Origin of the sequence: Agrobacterium sp. 22117 (assembly GCF_052045735.1) — a bacterium.
In the GTDB taxonomy this organism is placed as follows: Bacteria; Pseudomonadota; Alphaproteobacteria; order Rhizobiales; family Rhizobiaceae; genus Agrobacterium; species Agrobacterium cavarae.
In genome coordinates, this window is the sequence record NZ_JBQEPP010000008.1 from 1 (window position 1) to 18497 (window position 18497).

At 56.6% G+C, this 18497-nt stretch carries 18 protein-coding genes; 8 read left to right on the forward strand and 10 right to left on the reverse strand.

What is annotated here, in order from left to right; all coding sequences use genetic code 11:
* Positions 1-433: 433 nt before the first annotated feature.
* Positions 434-2374 (forward strand): M23 family metallopeptidase, encoded by a 1941-nt coding sequence (locus ACTJKV_RS20835; RefSeq protein ID WP_440599390.1) that lies wholly within the window; start codon positions 434-436, stop codon positions 2372-2374.
* An 80-nt stretch (positions 2375-2454) separates the two neighbouring features.
* Here ACTJKV_RS20835 and ACTJKV_RS20840 read toward each other — a convergent pair whose 3' ends face one another.
* The 4 genes from ACTJKV_RS20840 to cysP form a co-directional block, all read right to left on the reverse strand.
* Complete coding sequence (locus ACTJKV_RS20840) at positions 2455-3489, reverse strand: sulfate/molybdate ABC transporter ATP-binding protein (RefSeq protein WP_335323213.1); 1035 nt, start codon at positions 3487-3489, stop codon at positions 2455-2457.
* The gene (gene cysW, locus ACTJKV_RS20845; RefSeq protein ID WP_274104038.1) at positions 3486-4379 is read right to left on the reverse strand and encodes a sulfate ABC transporter permease subunit CysW; all 894 of its coding nucleotides are present in this window, start codon (positions 4377-4379) and stop codon (positions 3486-3488) included. The genes ACTJKV_RS20840 and cysW overlap by 4 nt, the downstream gene beginning before the upstream one ends.
* 3 nt (positions 4380-4382) lie before the next feature.
* Positions 4383-5204, reverse strand: a complete 822-nt coding sequence (cysT, locus tag ACTJKV_RS20850) for a sulfate ABC transporter permease subunit CysT (protein WP_062439094.1) — start codon at positions 5202-5204, stop codon at positions 4383-4385.
* A gap of 120 nt (positions 5205-5324) precedes the next feature.
* Positions 5325-6311 carry a thiosulfate ABC transporter substrate-binding protein CysP gene (cysP, locus tag ACTJKV_RS20855; protein WP_062597629.1) on the reverse strand — a complete coding sequence of 329 codons (987 nt, stop codon included), beginning with the start codon at positions 6309-6311 and terminating at the stop codon, positions 5325-5327.
* Positions 6312-7030: 719 nt separating this feature from the next.
* On the opposite strand from cysP, the gene ACTJKV_RS20860 reads away from it, so the two are divergent.
* On the forward strand, positions 7031-7270 hold the full coding sequence (locus ACTJKV_RS20860; protein ID WP_062597628.1) for a DUF2934 domain-containing protein: 240 nt from the start codon (positions 7031-7033) through the stop codon (positions 7268-7270).
* Positions 7271-7405: 135 nt separating this feature from the next.
* Here the strand turns inward: ACTJKV_RS20860 and ACTJKV_RS20865 are convergent, their stop codons facing one another.
* Both ACTJKV_RS20865 and nspC read right to left on the reverse strand, forming a co-directional pair.
* The gene (locus tag ACTJKV_RS20865; RefSeq protein ID WP_144622913.1) at positions 7406-8644 is read right to left on the reverse strand and encodes a saccharopine dehydrogenase family protein; all 1239 of its coding nucleotides are present in this window, start codon (positions 8642-8644) and stop codon (positions 7406-7408) included.
* A gap of 78 nt (positions 8645-8722) precedes the next feature.
* The gene (gene nspC / locus ACTJKV_RS20870; RefSeq protein WP_144622912.1) at positions 8723-9820 is read right to left on the reverse strand and encodes a carboxynorspermidine decarboxylase; all 1098 of its coding nucleotides are present in this window, start codon (positions 9818-9820) and stop codon (positions 8723-8725) included.
* Positions 9821-10018: 198 nt separating this feature from the next.
* Here nspC and ACTJKV_RS20875 point away from each other — a divergent pair, with 198 nt between their 5' ends.
* The 3 genes from ACTJKV_RS20875 (at position 10019) to galE (ending at position 11907) form a co-directional block, all read left to right on the forward strand.
* Positions 10019-10360 (forward strand): DUF883 family protein, encoded by a 342-nt coding sequence (locus ACTJKV_RS20875; protein ID WP_111850857.1) that lies wholly within the window; start codon positions 10019-10021, stop codon positions 10358-10360.
* Positions 10361-10369: 9 nt separating this feature from the next.
* Positions 10370-10789 carry a hypothetical protein gene (locus tag ACTJKV_RS20880; protein ID WP_111850856.1) on the forward strand — a complete coding sequence of 140 codons (420 nt, stop codon included), beginning with the start codon at positions 10370-10372 and terminating at the stop codon, positions 10787-10789.
* Between the two features lie 134 nt (positions 10790-10923).
* Complete coding sequence (gene galE / locus ACTJKV_RS20885; protein WP_440599391.1) at positions 10924-11907, forward strand: UDP-glucose 4-epimerase GalE; 984 nt, start codon at positions 10924-10926, stop codon at positions 11905-11907.
* Positions 11908-12002: 95 nt separating this feature from the next.
* Here the strand turns inward: galE and ACTJKV_RS20890 are convergent, their stop codons facing one another.
* Positions 12003-12581 (reverse strand): PRC-barrel domain-containing protein, encoded by a 579-nt coding sequence (locus ACTJKV_RS20890; protein WP_440599392.1) that lies wholly within the window; start codon positions 12579-12581, stop codon positions 12003-12005.
* A gap of 338 nt (positions 12582-12919) precedes the next feature.
* On the opposite strand from ACTJKV_RS20890, the gene ACTJKV_RS20895 reads away from it, so the two are divergent.
* Positions 12920-14536, forward strand: coding sequence for a sensor histidine kinase (locus ACTJKV_RS20895; protein ID WP_144622911.1), 1617 nt, complete (start codon positions 12920-12922; stop codon positions 14534-14536).
* Positions 14537-15058: 522 nt separating this feature from the next.
* Here the strand turns inward: ACTJKV_RS20895 and ACTJKV_RS20900 are convergent.
* Both ACTJKV_RS20900 and ACTJKV_RS20905 read right to left on the reverse strand, forming a co-directional pair.
* Positions 15059-16057 carry a sensor histidine kinase gene (locus ACTJKV_RS20900; protein WP_440599393.1) on the reverse strand — a complete coding sequence of 333 codons (999 nt, stop codon included), beginning with the start codon at positions 16055-16057 and terminating at the stop codon, positions 15059-15061.
* A gap of 108 nt (positions 16058-16165) precedes the next feature.
* Positions 16166-16960: a response regulator gene (locus ACTJKV_RS20905; protein ID WP_062427732.1), complete on the reverse strand. Its 795-nt coding sequence runs from the start codon at positions 16958-16960 to the stop codon at positions 16166-16168.
* 137 nt (positions 16961-17097) lie between these two features.
* Here ACTJKV_RS20905 and ACTJKV_RS20910 point away from each other — a divergent pair, with 137 nt between their 5' ends.
* A complete protein-coding gene (locus ACTJKV_RS20910) occupies positions 17098-17298 on the forward strand; it encodes a NepR family anti-sigma factor (protein WP_062427731.1) in 201 nt (66 codons plus the stop codon).
* On the forward strand, positions 17298-17864 hold the full coding sequence (locus ACTJKV_RS20915; protein ID WP_062427769.1) for a sigma-70 family RNA polymerase sigma factor: 567 nt from the start codon (positions 17298-17300) through the stop codon (positions 17862-17864). Before ACTJKV_RS20910 ends, ACTJKV_RS20915 begins: the two co-directional genes overlap by 1 nt.
* Positions 17865-17906: 42 nt before the next feature.
* Here the strand turns inward: ACTJKV_RS20915 and ACTJKV_RS20920 are convergent, their stop codons facing one another.
* Positions 17907-18377, reverse strand: coding sequence for an Lrp/AsnC family transcriptional regulator (locus ACTJKV_RS20920; protein WP_062427730.1), 471 nt, complete (start codon positions 18375-18377; stop codon positions 17907-17909).
* Positions 18378-18497: the final 120 nt, after the last annotated feature.

The following is an 18497-nucleotide window of genomic DNA, read 5'->3' on the forward strand; positions in this document are numbered from 1 at the left end:
CATCTTTTCCGATTTTCTCTAGAACAAAGGACTTCGTCGCCAGCAGCGCCGCCGCCCTCGTCAGTGAGCGGACTTATAAGAGACACACCCCAAACAAGTCAACAGACGTTTTTCAACAAAATCCATATTTCTCGTAAGTCACTGTTTTGTATGATTAATTTTGACGAACCTGGCAAACAGGTGTCAGAAACATATCAGTTCCGTGACGTTCCCTGTGGGTTTTTACGAGAAAGCAGGGAGAAGTCCGCGCCGTACACATACGCGCCACGTTTTCGCCGCGACTTAATCCTATCTGCACTTCTTAACGAAGAGTTACAGCAAGCTGGGGACTGCGTCGGGATCGCCGCGCAGAAGTTTGACTCCTCGGTCTGAAAGTTGCACATCTTCGTCACATGACTTCTGGAGATCAAATGCAGAAACGGTCGCGACAGGCATGACGGCGGATCGGGATATGATCCGTACGCTCGGGACCGAGCCGCCTATTCTGGCGGAAGGCCGGCGAGCACCCGACCGGCGCGAGATCTCGATCCGCTGGCTGAGCGGGACATTTCTCACAGGGATCACCTCTTCCATATTGATGGGCGTTGCACTCTTTGCAGCGCTCGATGGTCGTCAGCAGCTTGCCATCCCCGCAGAAGCCTTCGCGCGTGGAGACATGGAACACTCCCTTTCCGAGACAGTTCGCCGTGGCACCCGGTTGGTGGCACCCAATATCGCAGCGCGTCCTTCGGACCGCTCTGTTATGGAAGTCTCGACAGTCATTCATGATGGCGACAAGGAAGTGGTTCGCAAAGTCCCCTTCGCCCATGTGAAGATCTCGCTCGCTGCCAATTATAATACGCAGGATGATTATCCCGCATTCGATCCGCTCAACATCTTCGCCACCGACGATGAGCCGGAAGCTGCTGGGGCGAGCAAGACCGGGACAATCTACGGGTCCGAGGTGGAATCGGAAGTCAGCCTCAAATCAGTTCCTTTCCCGACGAAGCACAGCCCGTTTGCCTATGCCGGCGCGATGAGTTTCGATGAGGTGGAAGAAGCGGTCCGTTCCAACGGTTCTATCTTGACAGACGGCAACGAACAGCTTGCTGCGCTCTACTATATCGATCCACGTCGGTTCGAGGCCGATGAGGATGTGGACATCACCGCGGGACTGGCTGCCCGCGTCGTTGAACAGAACATGTCGGTGTCGACGCCGCAGGCACCGACGGTCAAACTGCCGGAATTTGCCGACGACGTCATTCCCGTGCGGCAGAGTCAGACGATGGAGGCTGCCCTTTTCGGCGCTGGCTATTCCAAGGAACAAGCCAAGCAGACCGCGACAGCCCTTGCGTCCGTCAATGAGACGGGGGAACTGCAGGCGGGTGACGTTCTCCGCATCGGCATTTTGCAGGACGACGAAAAGAGCGATATCGTTCGCGCCAGCCTTTACCGCAAGAACCGCCACGTCGTGACGGTGGCGGCAAACGACCAGAAGACCTTCGTCGCAGCGAGCGAACCGCCAAAACTCGATGCGGTCGCGACTGCCTTTGACGGCGGCAACGCGCCGATGACGGCGAACCGCGATCTGCCGCGTGTTTATGACGGCGTTTATCGCGCCGCTCTTGCCTATGGTATGAACCAGAGCATGGTATCGCAGCTCATCAAGCTTCTGGCGAGCAGCGTCGATTTCCAGGCCCAGCTGAAACCTTCGGATTCACTTGAGGCCTTCTTTTCGGTCGAAGGACCGGATGGCAAGGCGACCGAACAATCCGAATTGCTCTACGTCAATGCCAAATTCGGCGACAACCAGACGCGTTTCTATCGCTTCCAAAACCCGGATGATGGCAGCATCGATTACTTCGACGGCGAAGGCAAAAGTATTCGCCAGTTTCTGATCCGCAATCCGGTTCCGAACGGTCGCATGACATCCGGTTTCGGCATGCGGCGTCACCCGGTTCTACGATTCAGCCGTATGCATACCGGCACCGACTGGGCAGCGCCCCGCGGCACGCCGATCATTGCCACGGGTAACGGCGTTGTTGAGAAGGCGGGATGGGCATCCGGCTACGGCAACCAGACTTTGATCCGCCATGCCAATGGGTATGTCTCCTCCTATAACCACCAGAGCGCCATTGCGAAGGGCGTGGTGGAAGGAGCGCGCGTCACGCAGGGCCAGGTGATCGGCTATGTCGGCTCCACCGGTCTTTCTACCGGCGCGCACCTGCATTATGAGCTGATCGTCAATGGCACCAAAGTGGATGCGATGAAGGTTCGCCTTCCGGGCGGCAAGTCGCTTTCCGGCCAAGCACTCGCACGCTTCTCGGATGAGCGTCGTCGTATCGACACGCTGCTGAACATCGACGGCAAGGGCGAGCAGGTCGCCAGCCGCTAATCAACTCTGTTAGACACCGTCGCGCCTAAAGCGTAACGAGCGAATCTGAAAGATCGCGATACGCGAAAGGCGGAGCGACCTTAAGCGCGCTCGGCTGCAGGGAAAATCTTGGCGCGGCGAATGACCACATGGCCGTGGTCTCCGGCTTCCACCGACGATTCCGGCGGTACATCGAATTCGAGAAGATCCCCTTCTCTCGTCGTGGCGATCACGCGGCGCTCCCCTGCCCTGTCCAGAACACGGGTGACTTGCGCGGGAATCCCATCATGCAAATCCTCCCATTCCAGATCGGCAGGGCGGGCATAGATCTCGACAGGTCCGTCCGCCTGACCGTAGGCAAACTGAACCTCTGTGTTTCCGACATAGACCTTGCCGTTCTTGGCAATCCCGGAAACCTTGTTTGTGTCTCCCAGAAAGGTCATGACGAAGGCGCTGTTCGGCTGGCGGCAGACCTCTTTCGGCGTGCCCTGCTGGACGATCTCACCCTGATTGAGAATGACGACGCGATCCGCAAGATCGAGCGCCTCTTCCTGGTCGTGGGTGACGAAGATCGTGGTGATGCCCAACTCGTCGTGGATTTCGCGAAGCCAGCGGCGCAGGTCGCGACGAACGTTTGCGTCGAGCGCGCCGAAGGGCTCATCGAGCAACAGAACCTTGGGATCCACGGAAAGTGCGCGTGCCAGGGCGACGCGTTGCCTTTGCCCACCGGAAATCTGCGCGGGAAACCTGTCGCCCAACCCCTCGAGCCTTACCAGCCGCAACAATTCCTGAACGCGGGCGTCGATCTCGGCGCGGTTCCGCTTCACGCGTGAGACTTTCAGCCCGAAAGCGATGTTCTCGTTCAGCGTCATATGCGGGAAGAGTGCATAATGCTGGAAGACGAAGCCAACGCCTCGGTCGCGGACGGGGATGTTTGTTGCATCCGTCTCGCCGAAATAGATCTGGCCGCCATCCGTATATTCGAGCCCTGCAACCATACGCAGGATCGTCGTCTTGCCGGAGCCGGAAGGACCGAGAAGCGCCAGCAATTCGCCGCTTTCGATATCGAGCGAGACATCGCGCACGGCGCGAAACGTGTCGAAGGTTTTAACGACATTCTGCAGGCGGATTTTCATGAAATCGTCTCCGTGGCGACGGCGTTTGCGGCGCTCAGCTTTTTACGTCCGCGACCTGCACCGCGCCGCTCCAATGCGACTTTGGCGATGATGGTGATAACGGCAAGCGCCGCGAGAATTGAGGCGGAGGCGAAAGCGCCAGCAGCCTGATAGTCGTGATAAAGAAGCTCGATATGCAGCGGCAGCGTGTTGGTCTGCCCGCGAATATTGCCCGAAACGATAGACACCGCGCCAAATTCGCCCATGACACGGGCGTTGCACAGTACGACGCCATAGAGGAGCGCCCATTTGATGTTGGGCAGCGTAACGGAAAAGAAAGTGCGCCAGCCGGAGGCCCCAAGCGAAGTTGCCGCCTCCTCCAAATCGCGTCCCTGCGCCTGCATCAGCGGGATGAGCTCGCGCGCAACAAATGGAGCCGTGACGAACATCGAGGCGATGACGATGCCCGGTAGAGCGAAGAGAATCTTGATTTCATAGGCATCCAGCAACGGCCCGAACAGACCCTGCAGGCCATAGACGAAGAGATAGGCGACGCCGGCAACGATGGGAGATATGGAGAAGGGAATTTCCACGATGACCAGCAGGAAACGCTTGCCCCAGAAGTCGAACTTGGTGATCGCCCAGGCAGCAGCGACACCGAAGAGCGTGTTGATCGGCACCGCGATCAGTGCGGTGATCACCGTCAGCATGATGGCATGACGGGTATCGGGATGGTTGATGGTCGCGGCGTAGGCCTTCAGACCTTGAGAAAAGGCCTCGACGGCGATGACCAGCAGAGGCGCCACCACCAGGAAGGCCCCGATGATGAGAACGAAGCCGATCAGGCTTCGGCGCACCCATGGTGCATCGCCGACGCGCGGCGGCTTGCGGCGAGAGGAAATAGCGCTCATTCTCTAGCTCCTCACCGTGTAGCGCAAAGCGCGTGCCTGCAGATAATTCGTGAGCGCCAGCATCACGAAAGCCGTGATCAACAGAACGGATGCGATCGCTGCAGCCGCCTGATAATCATATTCCTCCAGCCGGATGAAGATCAGCAGTGAGGTAATCTCGGTCGAGAAGGGCTGATTGCCGGCAATGAAGATGATGGCGCCGAATTCGCCAAGGCTGCGGGCAAAGGAGAGCGACAGGCCGGCAAGAAGCGCTGGCGTCAGAAGTGGCAGGATGACCTTGCGAAAAATCTCGAGATCCGATCCACCGAGCGACTGGGCGGCCTCTTCCAATGCAGGGTCCAGATCTTCCAGCACGGGCTGAACGGTGCGAACGATGAAGGGCAGACTGGTAAAGGCCATCGCCACGATGATGCCGAGCGGCGTATAGGCGACCTTTATTCCGACCTCTGCCAGAACTGAGCCAAACCAGCCGTTTCCAGCAAAAAGCGCTGTCAGCGCAATACCGGCCACCGCCGTCGGTAGCGCGAAGGGCAAATCAACAATGGCATCGACCAGACGCCAGCCCGGAAAGCGATAGCGTGTCAGCACCCATGCAAGTGCGAGGCCGAAGATGACGTTGAAGACTGTTGCGGCCAGCGCGCAAAGAACGGTGACGCGGTAGCTCGCGAAGGCTCGCGGAGACGATATGATGCTCCAATATTCCGCCGGTCCGAGGCTTGCCGCCTTGAAGACGAGTGCCGCCAGGGGAAGAACGACGATGATGCCGACGTAAAGCAGCGTGACGCCGAGAGACAATTTGAGCCCCGGCAGGACATTGCGTTTCAAATCTTCCCCCTCTGCATCGGCGAAGGTCCTGTTTCTCGGCACGAGATGGAGAGACACAAGATCAAAAATCGACCCGGCGAGTATCCCGCCGGGTCGATGTGGATTTGTGCCATAGAACGATTAGCGATTGCCGTAAAGCGCATCCAGTTTTCCGCCAGAGGCGAAATGGTCTTTCTGGATCTTGTCCCAGCCGCCGAAAACATCATTGACGTTGACGAGGCGAATGCTGGGGAACTGGTCCTTGAACTCGGCCGCAACCTTTTCATTGTGAACGCGGTGACCGAACTCAGCGGCAATGCGCTGGCCTTCTTCGGTATAAAGGAAGTCGAGGTAAGACTTTGCCAATTCGCGCGAGTCGCGCTTGTCCACAACCTTGTCGACGACCGCGACCGGGAATTCGGAAAGCAGGCTGACGGACGGCACAACGCCTTCGAACTTGTCCGTGCCGTACTGCTTGGCAATGCCACGGGTTTCGGCCTCGAAGGTGATCAAAACGTCGCCGATCTCACGCTCGACGAAGGTGGTCGTCGCGGCGCGGCCTCCGGTATCGAAGACAGGAACGTTGGCGAAGATCTTCTTGATGAACTCGTCGACCTTGGCCTGGTCGCCATTGAACTTCTCATTGGCGAAAGCGACAGCGGCCAAATAGGTGTAGCGCGCATTGCCGGACGTCTTCGGGTTCGGGAAGACGATCTTCACGTCATCGCGAACAAGATCATCCCAGTCCTTGATATTCTTGGGATTGCCCTTGCGAACAAGAAAGGACGGGAAGGAGTAGAAGGGCGACGCGTCGTTAGGGAAATCCTTCTGCCAGTCGGCGGAAACAAAACCCTGCTTCACGAGGAAATCGATATCCGTGACCTGGTTGAAGGTAACGACATCTGCCGCCAGACCCTCAACGATCGCACGGGCCTGCTTCGAGGTGCCGGCATGCGATTGGTCGATCGTCACGCCCGGATGGGATTTGACGAAGGCTGCATTTTCAGCCGCGAAGAGCTCACGCGCCACATCATAGGATGCGTTGAGAAGCGTCTTCGGCTCCTCCGCGGAGACAGTGGTGGAAATCAAAGCAGCAAGTGCGGCGCCAATCAGCGCAATCCGTTTCATGTCAGCCCCCATGGATCTCTTTGGAGGCGGAGAATAGAGAAGCAAGATAGCCTCGGCGAGGAACCGTGAACCTCAGGCTGACCCATCTTGAGAATGTTCAACTCCCCGGACTGATCTTTTCGCAGTAATTTTCCGGAAGACCTCTAACCCGATACATGTTCAAAATCTGAACTGTGAGGTTCTGGAGCAGCCGGTAGCGTTGCGGATCTCACCTCGCGACGTGGATTCCCATAACGCCTCGTAAAGACCCGATGTAGCGCCGATCCAGTTGCAAATCCGTGGTTCATGTCGGCCTTTGAGCCCCGCTTTATTGCATCGCCAAAATTTTTTCGCATGTCGTGCTTCCAAACCCGTTTTTGCGGAGTTTGGATGCGGTGGCTCCATCACGCAACATTTATCAAACGGAGGGAAGACAGGGCGCCTGAAAGCGTATTGAGTATATGAGAAAAACAGAAAAACGCTGCCTATTGCGACGCAGCAAATTGACTTGACCGTCTGCAGAATCGTGGCATCTACTACAGCATCAATCCGAAAATCGGAATCGCTTTTCGGAAACGCACGATGCGTAGATTTAAAGATATAGAGCGTCCTAAGTGCGTCTGAATGGACGCACGGCGCTCTAGAGAAAATAGAAGACCGCGGCTCATTCCTGTCCAGCGTTGCCGCCGGACCATGCAGACAGCCCGTTACGGGTTAAGGCGTTACTCCAGGAGATAGACATGCAGGTTTCAGAACAAGAGTGGATCAGCAAGCGGGCTTACACACTTTGGGAGAGCGAAGGCCGCCCGCACGGTCGTGATGCCGAGCACTGGGAGCAGGCGAAAAAAGAATTCACTCTGCTGCAGAGCACGAAGGCGACCAAGCCTGCGCACCGCAAGAAGGGCGAAGTCAAAGCCGCTTCCATCGCTCCCGAGACAACCAAACCCAAGACACGCGCCAAGAAGTCTGCAGCCCAGTAAGCACTTCAGAACAGCTAAGCGCTTCAGAAACTCCAGCCTGCATGAAAAAGCCCCGCTCACACAGAACGGGGCTTTATCGTATCGACTGAGAAGATGCTGCGCAAAACTGCGCAGCGTTTGCGCGCGTGTGTCGCTTTAGAACGTCAAGGCGCGATCGCCGTTTTCGTCCTTGATGCGGGTCGGCAAGCCGATCTTGTTCAAGAGATTGAGGAACGGCTGCGGCGGAAGTTCTTCGACATTCGCCATCTGCTTCACATCCCACTCGCCCGTGGCAATCAGCATGGCTGCGGCAACCGGCGGAACGCCGGCGGTGTAGGAGATGCCCTGCGAGCCGACTTCTTCGTAGGCTTCCTTGTGGTCAGCCACGTTGTAGATGAAGACTTCGCGCTCCTTGCCGTCCTTCGTACCCTTGACGATATCGCCAATGCAGGTCTTGCCCACATAGTCGGGCGCCAGTGAAGACGGATCGGGCAGCACGGCCTTGACCACCTTGAGCGGAACCACTTCCAGACCTTCAGCGGTCTTGACCGGCTTTTCGGACAGGAGGCCAAGGTTCTTCAACACGGTGAAGACGTTGATGTAATGGTCGCCAAAGCCCATCCAGAAACGCACATCCGCGCCATCCATGTTCTTGGAGAGCGAGTGCACTTCATCGTGGCCCGTCATATAGGCCTTCTGCTTGCCAACCACCGGCAGGTCGAATTCCTGTCCGACTTCGAACATCTGGTTCGTCTGCCACTGGCCGTTCTGCCAGGAATAGACCACGCCGGTGAATTCGCGGAAATTGATTTCCGGATCGAAGTTGGTGGAGAACCAACGGCCATGACTACCGGCATTGATATCGACGATATCGACGGACGTGACCTTATCGAAATACTCATCCTTGGCCAGACGCGCATAAGCATTGACCACACCCGGATCGAAGCCGACGCCCAAAATGGCGGTCACGCCCTTTTCCTTGCATTCGGCGGCACGCTTCCATTCGTAGTTTCCATACCACGGCGGCGTTTCGCAAATCTTTGTTGGATCCTCGTGGATCGCGGTATCCATATAGGCAACACCTGCGTCCATGCAGGCCTGAAGAACGGACATGTTGACGAAGGCCGAACCGACGTTGATGACGATCTGGACGCCAGTCTTTTCTATCAAGGCCTTCGTGGCCTCGATATCCAAGGCGTCCAGCGCGTGGGCCTCAAGTTTCACCTCTGTCTTGAGGCTCTTCTTTTCACGTACGGATTCGACAATCTTGCGGCACTTATCGACAGTGCGTGACGCAATATGAATGTCTCCCAATACATCGCTATTCTGGGCGCACTTATGCGCCACGACCTGTGCTACGCCACCGGCGCCGATGATGAGAACGTTCTTCTTCATTTCAGGTGATGCCTCCTTTTCCCCGCAGGGATGGCTTTTTGAGAAAGAGTGCTACATACGTTTTTCAAAAACGCGCTGTTACGACAGACTCTGCTGATAATCGACAAAGTCGAATTCACGGACGGTTCGAATGCTGCCGTCCAGTTCCTTGATGGCGATCGCCGGCATTTTGACGCCGTTGAACCAGTTCTTCTTGACCATTGTATAGCCGGCCGCATCCTGGAAAGAGACGCGGTCGCCGACCTTGAGTGCGTTTTCGAACTTGAATTCGCCGAAGACATCGCCCGCGAGACAGGACTTGCCGCATACCATATAGGAATGCTCGCCCTCGTTGGGCGCAACCTTCGCGTTCTCGCGATAGATCAAGAGATCCAGCATATGGGCTTCAATCGAGCTATCGACAATGGCAAGATTCTTGCCATTGAACAGCGTGTCGAGAACCGACACTTCCAGCGTCGTGCTCTTGGTGATCGATGCTTCGCCCGGCTCAAGATAGACCTGCACGCCGTACTTCTCGGAAAACTGCTTGAGGCGGTCGCAGAACTGGTCGAGCGGATAGTTCTCGCCGGTGAAGTGAATGCCACCACCAAGGCTGACCCACTCCGCACGCGACAGAAGCGAGCTGAACTTTTCCTCGATCTGACCAAGCATCTGGTCGAAGAGGCCGAAATCATTGTTCTCGCAGTTGTTGTGGATCATGAAACCAGAGATGCGGTCCATGACCTTCTCCACCTTGGCCACATCCCATTCGCCAAGACGGCTGAAGGGGCGCGCAGGGTCAGCCAGATCGAAGGTGGAAGAACTAACCTGCGGATTGAGGCGAAGGCCACGAACGATGCCGGACGCCTTGTCGGCGAAGCGTTCCAGCTGCCCGATGGAGTTGAAGATGATCTTGTCGGCATGGGAGACGACTTCGTCGATCTCGTAATCGGCATAGGCGACGGAATAGGCGTGCGTCTCGCCGCCGAATTTCTCGTGACCGAGCCGCACCTCATAGAGCGAGGACGAGGTGGTGCCGTCCATAAACTCAGCCATAAAGTCGAAGACCGACCACGTCGCGAAACACTTGAGCGCGAGAAGAGCCTTGGCGCCGGATTTTTCGCGCACATAGGCAATCTTCTCCATGTTACGGAGAAGCTTGGTCTTGTCGATCAGGTAGTAAGGTGTTTGCAGCATCGGCCAGTCACATCGTCCAATTGATAGAGATCATGAGATCATTTTCCCGGCCTTATATGATGCTTGTGACAGGAAAACAAACCTGTCGAAAACAATTGCAACGATTCCCCGACGGGTTTTCGCAAAAGGCGGGAACAAAAGCTTTGGCGCTACGTTTGGAGGTGAGGCGCATTTTGACACCCTAGAAAAGGATTGAACATGGCAAGCGTTCGCAACGTGGAAGACAAGGTACGCGAAACCCTCAACAGCGCTGAGGCCGAAGATGTCTCCGCACAGCTGGCCCAGCTGCGTGACGATCTTTCCAACCTCGCAAAGAGCGTCAAGGCGCTTGGCGTTGGCGTTTCCCACGAGGTCAAGGCACAGGCATCGCGCGTTGCCGATGATGCCATGGCGAAGTCTGAGCAGACCGTTCATGCGGTTCGCGACGAAATCCAGACCCTGAACGACAATCTGGTCTACCAGGTTCAGCGCAATCCTCTCCAGTCTCTCGGCATCGCTGTCGCAACCGGCTTCCTTCTTGCCCTTGTTACGCGTCGATAAGGCGCAAACATGCTTCAAGCATTTTTGCTCTATCTGGGCGACACACAGCGGGAAGGCACCTTCGTCACGCGCCGGATAAAGACCGGTATCGTGCTGAGGGTGCTTGCCGGCTTCTTCTTTCTGGTTGCCGTGATCGCTGGCGGCATCGGCGGCTCGATCTATCTTGCGAAGGAGATCGGTGCTGGTCCGGCTGCGTTGGTGATTGCCGGCGTCGCATTCCTGCTTGGCGTTATCATGCTGGTCTGGCTGGCAATCCTTCGTCGTCCGACGGCGTACCGCCGTGCACCAATCGCGTCTCCGCTTGCAACAGCACCATTGGCTGTTGAGGCCATGGCGGCGGGTGCTCTTGGAAAACGTCCGTTCACGACGTTGTTGATTGCGATGGCGCTTGGCTTCATCACAACACGCACAACAATTCGCAAGAAGTAAAACTCTTCTGCGCGTCCCTCGGTTTCCAAGGGGCGCGCATTTACCTTGCGGCCTTTTCCAAAAAAATTCCCCCTACCCTTCTTCCGACAAAATGATACGCAGTCTCCAACAGTCTCTTTTTGAAAGGATGTTGGATGCGGAAGAAAGTTCTCGTTGTCGGCGGGGCCGGATATATTGGCTCGCACACCTGCCTGTTGCTTGCAGAACGCGGCTACGAACCTGTCGTTTTCGACAATCTCTCCAATGGTCATGAAGAGTTTGTTCGCTGGGGACCGTTCGAGCAAGGGGACATTCGCGACAAGGCGCGACTGGACGAGGTCTTCACCAAGCATCAGCCCGAGGCGGTTCTTCACTTCGCAGCCCTCATCGAGGTGGGTGAATCGGTCAAGAACCCGGTCGCCTTCTACGATAACAACGTCATTGGCGCCCTGACCCTCCTGTCCGCTACGATGGACGCCGGCGTAAAAGCCTTGGTCTTCTCATCCACATGCGCGACCTATGGTCTGCCCGAACGCGTACCGCTGGACGAAGGCCACCCCCAGGCTCCGATCAATCCCTACGGCAGAACCAAATGGATCGTGGAGCAGGCGCTCAAGGATTTCAGCACCTACAAGGATCTGAAGTCCGTGATGCTGCGCTATTTCAACGCGGCCGGTGCTGATTTCGAAGGCCGTATCGGAGAGTGGCATAAGCCCGAAACGCATGCCATTCCGCTCGCGATCGAGGCGGCGCTTTGCCGCCGCCAGGGCTTCAAGGTGTTTGGCACCGACTATGACACCCGCGACGGCACCTGCGTGCGCGACTATATCCACATCCTCGATCTTGCCGATGCGCATGTCCGCGCGGTGGACTATCTCTTATCTGGCGGCGAAACCGTAGAACTCAACCTCGGCACCGGGACTGGAACGACGGTGAAGGAGTTGCTCGACGCGATTTCAAAAGTCTCTGGCCGCCCGTTCCCCGTGGAATTCGCCGAACGGCGCGAAGGCGACTCCACCACGCTTGTGGCCAATAACGACAAGGCCCGGGAGGTCCTGGGTTGGCAGCCGCGCTATACGCTGGAAGACATCATCTCCTCCGCATGGCGTTGGCATTCGACCCACAATGCGGAGCGTTGAGACACCCGTTCAGCACAAAAAAACACCGGCCCCAATGAGGCCGGTGTTCTGAGAAAGAGCATCATGCTCCCTCTCGCTCCTCTCCCGTAACGGGATTAGGGCTTGGTCGCACCCGTCTGCGTGGTGTCCGTTGCCGCTGGTGCCGTGGTGCTTGCGTTCGCGTTCTTGTCCTTGAGGGTCATGAACTCGGGCGCTGCCTTCAGCGATTCAGCAGTTTCGGTCGTCGTCAGACGGACCGTGCCATTGTTGGTGTCACGTGTCATCGTGAGCTTGTCCATCGGTACGGCAACATCCTTGGTGCCGATTCCGAGGAATCCGCCGACGCCGACCACAGCAGCGACAATGCCGCCGTTTTCTTCAAGGATGAGGTTCGTCACGTTACCGATGCTTTCGTCGGCAGAGGTGTAGACCGAATTGCCGATAAAATCATTGGCGCTGATCTGGTTGGCTGCCTGCTCCGTCAGATAGGAGCCGGATGCTGCATCAGCATTCGCCGTGGTGTCAGTCGCGCCAGGGGTTGTCGGCATGACTGGAGTTGCCGGCGCGGCGTTCGGGCTCGCGGGAGCCGTCGTGCCTGGCGCAGGCTGAGTTGCGTCTTGGGCGATGGCGAGCGGTGCGAACGCTGTTGAACCCATGAGGGCGGCCGTCGCGATAAGGGTCAATGTCTTTTTCATCTCGTACCTTCCTTTCATCGTCGTTAAACCAAACTGGCTGGTGACAGTTCATCTGTCCTTTTCGTCAACCTGTTCGCCGAGCAAACGAAACGACGGCAAAATTGGTTCCGGGTTTTTCACCCTCATCAACAAAGGGTGAAAGGAGAAAAAAGTCTAGAGATATCGCTCCCTGCCGCAAGGAACAGCATTGTGCCGCCAAATTAGACAGCTATTATCTGTGCGTCATTCAGCATAAAAGATGACACTTATGGACGTATAAGGGCACGACAATTTCCAGGTTTAGAGCATTCTTCGCCAGACTGTCTCCCACAGCATCGATTGGCACCTACATCGTCATCATGACGACGCTGGTGACCCTTCCGCTGATTATTTTTGCCGGTTATCTGATGTTGCGGCTTGAAGCGGATGAACGGGAAGATTTGCAGCGTGAAGCCGTCGACGATGCCCGCGCCATCAGCCGCAACATCGAGCGACGTCTTCAGGAACTGAGCACCACGCTTAATCTCCTCGTGCAGTTTCCGGAACTGGAAGATGGCGATCTCGCCAGTTTCCATCAGCGCGTCAGTGAAAGCCTGCGCCAGCGAAACATCTACGTGGTGGTCGCCACGCGCGACGGCGTTCAGAAAGTCAATACGCGCATTCCCTACGGGCAGCCTCTAGGCCAGGTTCCTGCGGATGCCCATATTCAGGAGGCGATCGATGCCAAGCGGATCATGCTTTCGAACATCTTCTATGCCATCAACCGAAAAGAATGGGTGTTCACCGTCACCCTTCCCCTGCCACGTCAGCTCGCAGCCGCTGGCGACGTGTTGATCGTTACGCAAGCCGCGAAGGATCTCTCAAGCCTGATCTCGACGGACGCAATCCCCGCTGGATGGTCGGCATCGGTGATCGACAGCGGCGGGCGCGTGGTGATTTCAAGCAATATGCAACAGGCAGCGCCCGGTATCGCCTATGAGCCGGCAAAACTTGCAGCCGGGATGTCGGCTTTCAGCGGGAGCTTCACCGACGCTCATAACAACATCTATGCCTACGCCCAACTTCCCGGCTGGCCCTGGAAAGCGGTCGTGGCGGGCGCGATAGACCGTAGCGACTCGGCCTTGCGGAGCACCTGGCGGCAGATGTTGATCGGCAGCCTTTTCATCGTCCTGGCTGCAGTCCTCGGCACCTACCTTGTCGGCCGGCAATTGCGGCAGTCCGTCAAACAACTCGTCGCCGTGGCTGAACGCATCGGCGAAGGCGAAATCGTCTCGCGCGTCGAAACCAACGTCAAGGAACTCAACCAGGTCGGTGTGGCACTCTCCAACGCGTCTTTCGATCGTAGTCAGGCAGAAGACCGTAACCAGCTGATTTTGCATGAACTGGTTCACCGGTCCAAGAACATGTTGACCCTGGTGCAGGCGATGATGCGCCAATTGGCGCGGGAGAACACGACCGTTCCCGAACTGCAGAAGGAAGTCGATCACCGACTCCGAGGTCTCGCCATGTCGATCTCGGCACTGGCCGAGGTCCAGTGGGAAGGCCTGCCGATCCACCGTCTGGTGAAAGGCCATCTTGAGGTGTTTGGCTCGACAGCCCATCAGGTCGATATCTCGGGCGAGGATTTCCTCCTATCGCCCGAAGCTGCGCAAAATCTTGGCCTCATCCTTCATGAACTGAGCACAAACTCGATCAAGTACGGCGCGCTTTCAGTCAGGGAAGGACGCGTGCGGCTTCATTGGGCCCTTAATTCATCCGATCACGATAGCGTGACGATGGAGTGGACCGAGACAGGTGGCCCGCCGGCCAGCCAGCCTTCACGTCGAGGATTTGGCTCTACGATCATAAAGCGCCATGCGGAAAGCGCATTTTCTGCTGTCGTCTCAACGGATTATGCGCAAACCGGGTTTACTTGGTCGATGACCGCGCCCGTGGAGCGGCTGCTCAAAAGAAATTCTGGCCCAGAGACTGCGTAAAATATCGTTGGGCCTCTGGAACCAAGAATAGGTGCGTACGTTTCTTCAGCACGCCAGGCCAATTCCCCGTCCCCGCCTAGAGGCCCGGCGCAGCAGGTTTTGCCCCTGAAAACCTGCCCCTGAATAGCACGGCTCTCCCCCGAGCCGTGCTTTTCTGTTTTTGGGTCATCGATCGACAGTCCTCACTCGCCAACTCACGCCGAGACGCGGGGAATGTCCTCCGTCGATAATGTACGCTTTAGCTCATCACCTGAGATAGCCTGCTGGTCGAAGACGCGCTGAGATGACCGCGTGTCCTGTAAAGCATGGCGCGATGTCCAGATTCGCTCCACGCCCTAGGTCGCGTAGCGCATTTCGCTGTCACAAACCGCCGGACACTTTTACGTGGATCATGCTTTAGGACGTGCTGAGCGGCGCACGAGTTCTTTCCACACGCATATGGGCTGAAAAAATCGATCCCGATTTCGAGCCTATGCCATAGCGCTTTGCGTGAAGGTTTTCACGCAAAGGACGTCTTTCGCGTCAGGACGCGATCGGAGCCGGGAAGCGCAGCGTATATCCGATGTCACTGGCCGAAATGTCGTACCGCGCCTCCCCTGCAAGGGCTGCTGGCACCACCTTTTCGAGGACAACGCTACCAAAGTTGCTTCGTCGGTCGCTCTCTTGCGATGCGGGCATATCATCCGGAGAGAGCGGTTCGCTCCAACTCACTTCAAAGAAATCCCCGTCGCGCCGGCATTCCAGCGTGATGGGCAAGTGAAGCGCCAGGTTGGGGCTGTGGCTGACGGTATTCACCACCAGTTCGTGGAAGGCCAGCCCCACATAGAGCGCGCCATTCGGATTGAGCAGGAGGTTTTCACCCTTCATCTGAACCAGGTGAGGATATTCTGGAAGGTAGAGATCCGATTGCTGTTTCAACAATTCGAAAATCTCCGCTCCGCGCCAGTCGGAATCGGTGATCAGATCTTGAGATTGTGCCAGCGCATGCAGCCGCCCACGGAATTTCCGCAGGAAATCTTCCTTGGTAAAACTGAACCGTGCCGTCTGTGCCGAAAGGCTCTGGATGATTGCCAGAAGATTTTTCGAACGATGACTGACCTCGCGCAGCAGCGAGCGAAGCAACTGTTCACGGCGGCGCTCGACGGTGACCTCGCGGATCGTCGTCTTCAACACTCCCTGGCCAGACATGTTGACCGTGGAATAGACATGGAACTGAAATATCCTGTCCTTGCCCGCCATCACCTCAAGCGTGCCGCGGCTGCCCGCAGCGCTAAGGTCCTTCTTCAACTCCGACAGACGCTGAGCAAGGTCCTTGCCGAATATGTTGATGTCCGTAGGCTCGTCTTCCCGCTCCGTCGGGAGGTTCCAAACGTCCGGCAGATTGGCAATGAATATGTAATCCCGGTCACGATCCTGCAGCATGACAGTTTCGCCGGAGTCGAGCAAAGCCAACACCAGCGAATCATGCAATTCACCTTCGTTTCGGTCTCTGTTGTGCCACGCGAGCCGATGCAATCTCATCTCCTAGCGGAAAACGACGTCGAGCCGCGAAGCGCCCGCGCCGACTATCCTTGCGTCAAACGTCCAGCAGCCGCAAGAGTTGCGGGACATAACGACACTCAGCATGAATTACGCGGCAACACGTGAACTTTCATTAAAGAACAGAGCCTGACTGATCAGCGCCTTAACCATATCTGGATTGAAAGGCTTGGTCACAAGGAAGGTCGGCTCAGGCCGCTCACCGGTGAGCAGACGCTCAGGAAAGGCGGTGATGAAGATGACCGGAAGGGTCGTCATCTGAAGGATGTCCTTCATCGCGTCAAGGCCGGAACTGCCGTCAGCAAGCTGAATATCCGCAAGGATCATCTTTGGCTGGGTGCGGTGGAAGAGTTCCAGCGCTTCCTTATGGGTGCGGGCGATGCCGGTGACGTTGTGGCCAAGATCGGTCACCATCTGCTCGATGTCCATCGCGATCAGCGGTTCATCTTCGATGATCATGATGTCGGTCGCAACCTGGCGGGCGATTTCGGACGCCGCCTCATCGATCAACTTGCCGATATCGCTTTCCGGAACCTGAAGAACTTCAGCGGCTTCCGAGGGAGAAAACTCTTCGACGGTGGTCAGCAGAAACGCCTGCCGAGGCACAGCCGGAACGGCCGAAAGATTCGCAGAAGCGCGCTTTTCCCAGCCTGTCAGGTTCTCATCCGTCTTGATGTTGATCGTGACGGAACTAAAAATAGAGACAAACAATTGATAAAGCGAAACACGATCGCTGCTCGTCTGCGGAAAGATGCTGACATCGGCGATCAGAGCTTCGAGGCTAGCAGCGACGTAGGCATCGCCGGTGGATTGAGACCCGCAAACGGCACGCGCGAACCTACGGAGATAAGGTAGGTGCGGTGCAATGCGTGTAGAAACGGACATGTAATTCTCCCCTGTTCATGCGGTCTGCAGCGCAAACCTGCGGGATTAATGCCTGAAGGAAAAAAAAGTTCCGCAGGCTTGGAACGTTTTTTTTGTGAGCGCATTTATAAAGCGTCACAAAAGGAATACCCGCACTCATGAGCATGTTTCAATCGGATCAGGATTCGTCTGATAACGGAGCGGGGCCAAGTGTGCCCGATTCCGGACGAGCGGTCATCACCCGGAAATTGAGAGAACTTTACGACGCTGTCCAGGATGAAGGTATCCCGGACAAGTTCCTCGACCTTCTCGAAAAGCTTGACGAGGCTGAGCGCAGATCGAAAGCTTCGGGTGAATGATGACACAAGACGTGGAAAAAGACGGCCACAACTTTAAACGCGAAATGCTGGCGGCCCTGCCAAATCTGCGCGCATTCGCTATCTCCCTCATTCGCTCTCGCGACCGCGCTGATGATCTTGTCCAGGACACGATCATGAAAGCCTGGGCGAAGCAGGAAAGCTATCAGCCTGGCACGAATATGCGTGCATGGCTGGTGACCATCCTGCGAAACGAGTTCTACAGCCAGATCCGCAAGTCCGGCCGTGAGGTTCAGGACACAGACGGCGCATACACCTCGCGCTTGTCGGTCCCGCCCGAACAGCATGGCTCGGTCGACCTCCACGATTTCCGCCAGGCGCTTGAAAAATTGCCAGACGATCAGCGTGAAGCCATTTTGCTGATCGGTGCTTCCGGCTTTGCCTATGAAGAAGCTGCAGAGATCTGCGGTTGCCCTGTCGGCACGATCAAGAGCCGTGTCAGCCGTGCGCGAATGCGTCTGCAAGAACTTCTCGGCATCGAAAACGAAAACGAGTTCGGTCCTGACGCCCAGACCACGGCAGTCACTGCTGCAATGGGTCTTCGCTGATCGCGTTCAATAACATGACGGGTGGCCCACTGACGCTGCCCGTCACATCCCCGTATCCTTGACGGATTCCATGACGACAAAGGTCGATGTATTCGCGACCGAAGGCAGGCTTGAGATTTTCTCGCCAAGCACCCGTCGATATTTGCGGATGTCTGTCGTTCTTACCTTCAGCAGGTAGTCGAAGGCGCCTGCGATCATGTGGCACTCCTCCACCTCCTTGATCTTGCGCACCGCTGCATTGAACTCATCCAACGCCTTCTCTCTCGTATCGGAGAGCTTGACCTCGGTGAAAGCGATGTGTTCGAGCCCAAGCTTCGCTGCATTGAGCGACGCCCGGAACCCCAGAATATAGCCCTCATCGACAAGCCGCTTCAGGCGGGTCTGGCAGGGCGTCTTCGAAAGCCCCACGCGCCGCGACAATTCCAGCACGGACATTCGCCCGTCCTCGCTGAGCGCTTCCATGATCCTCATATCGAAGTGATCCAGATCGCCTGTTTCTTGCGCCTTCATCATCCACTTTTCCTGCAGAGCTCAGAAATAAAAGTTCGTTTTTCCTTTTTTACCCTTAAAATAAGGCCATAGCAATTTCGCCGGTGGTGTTATTCTGTGAACCAATATGGGGAAGGCAAAAAG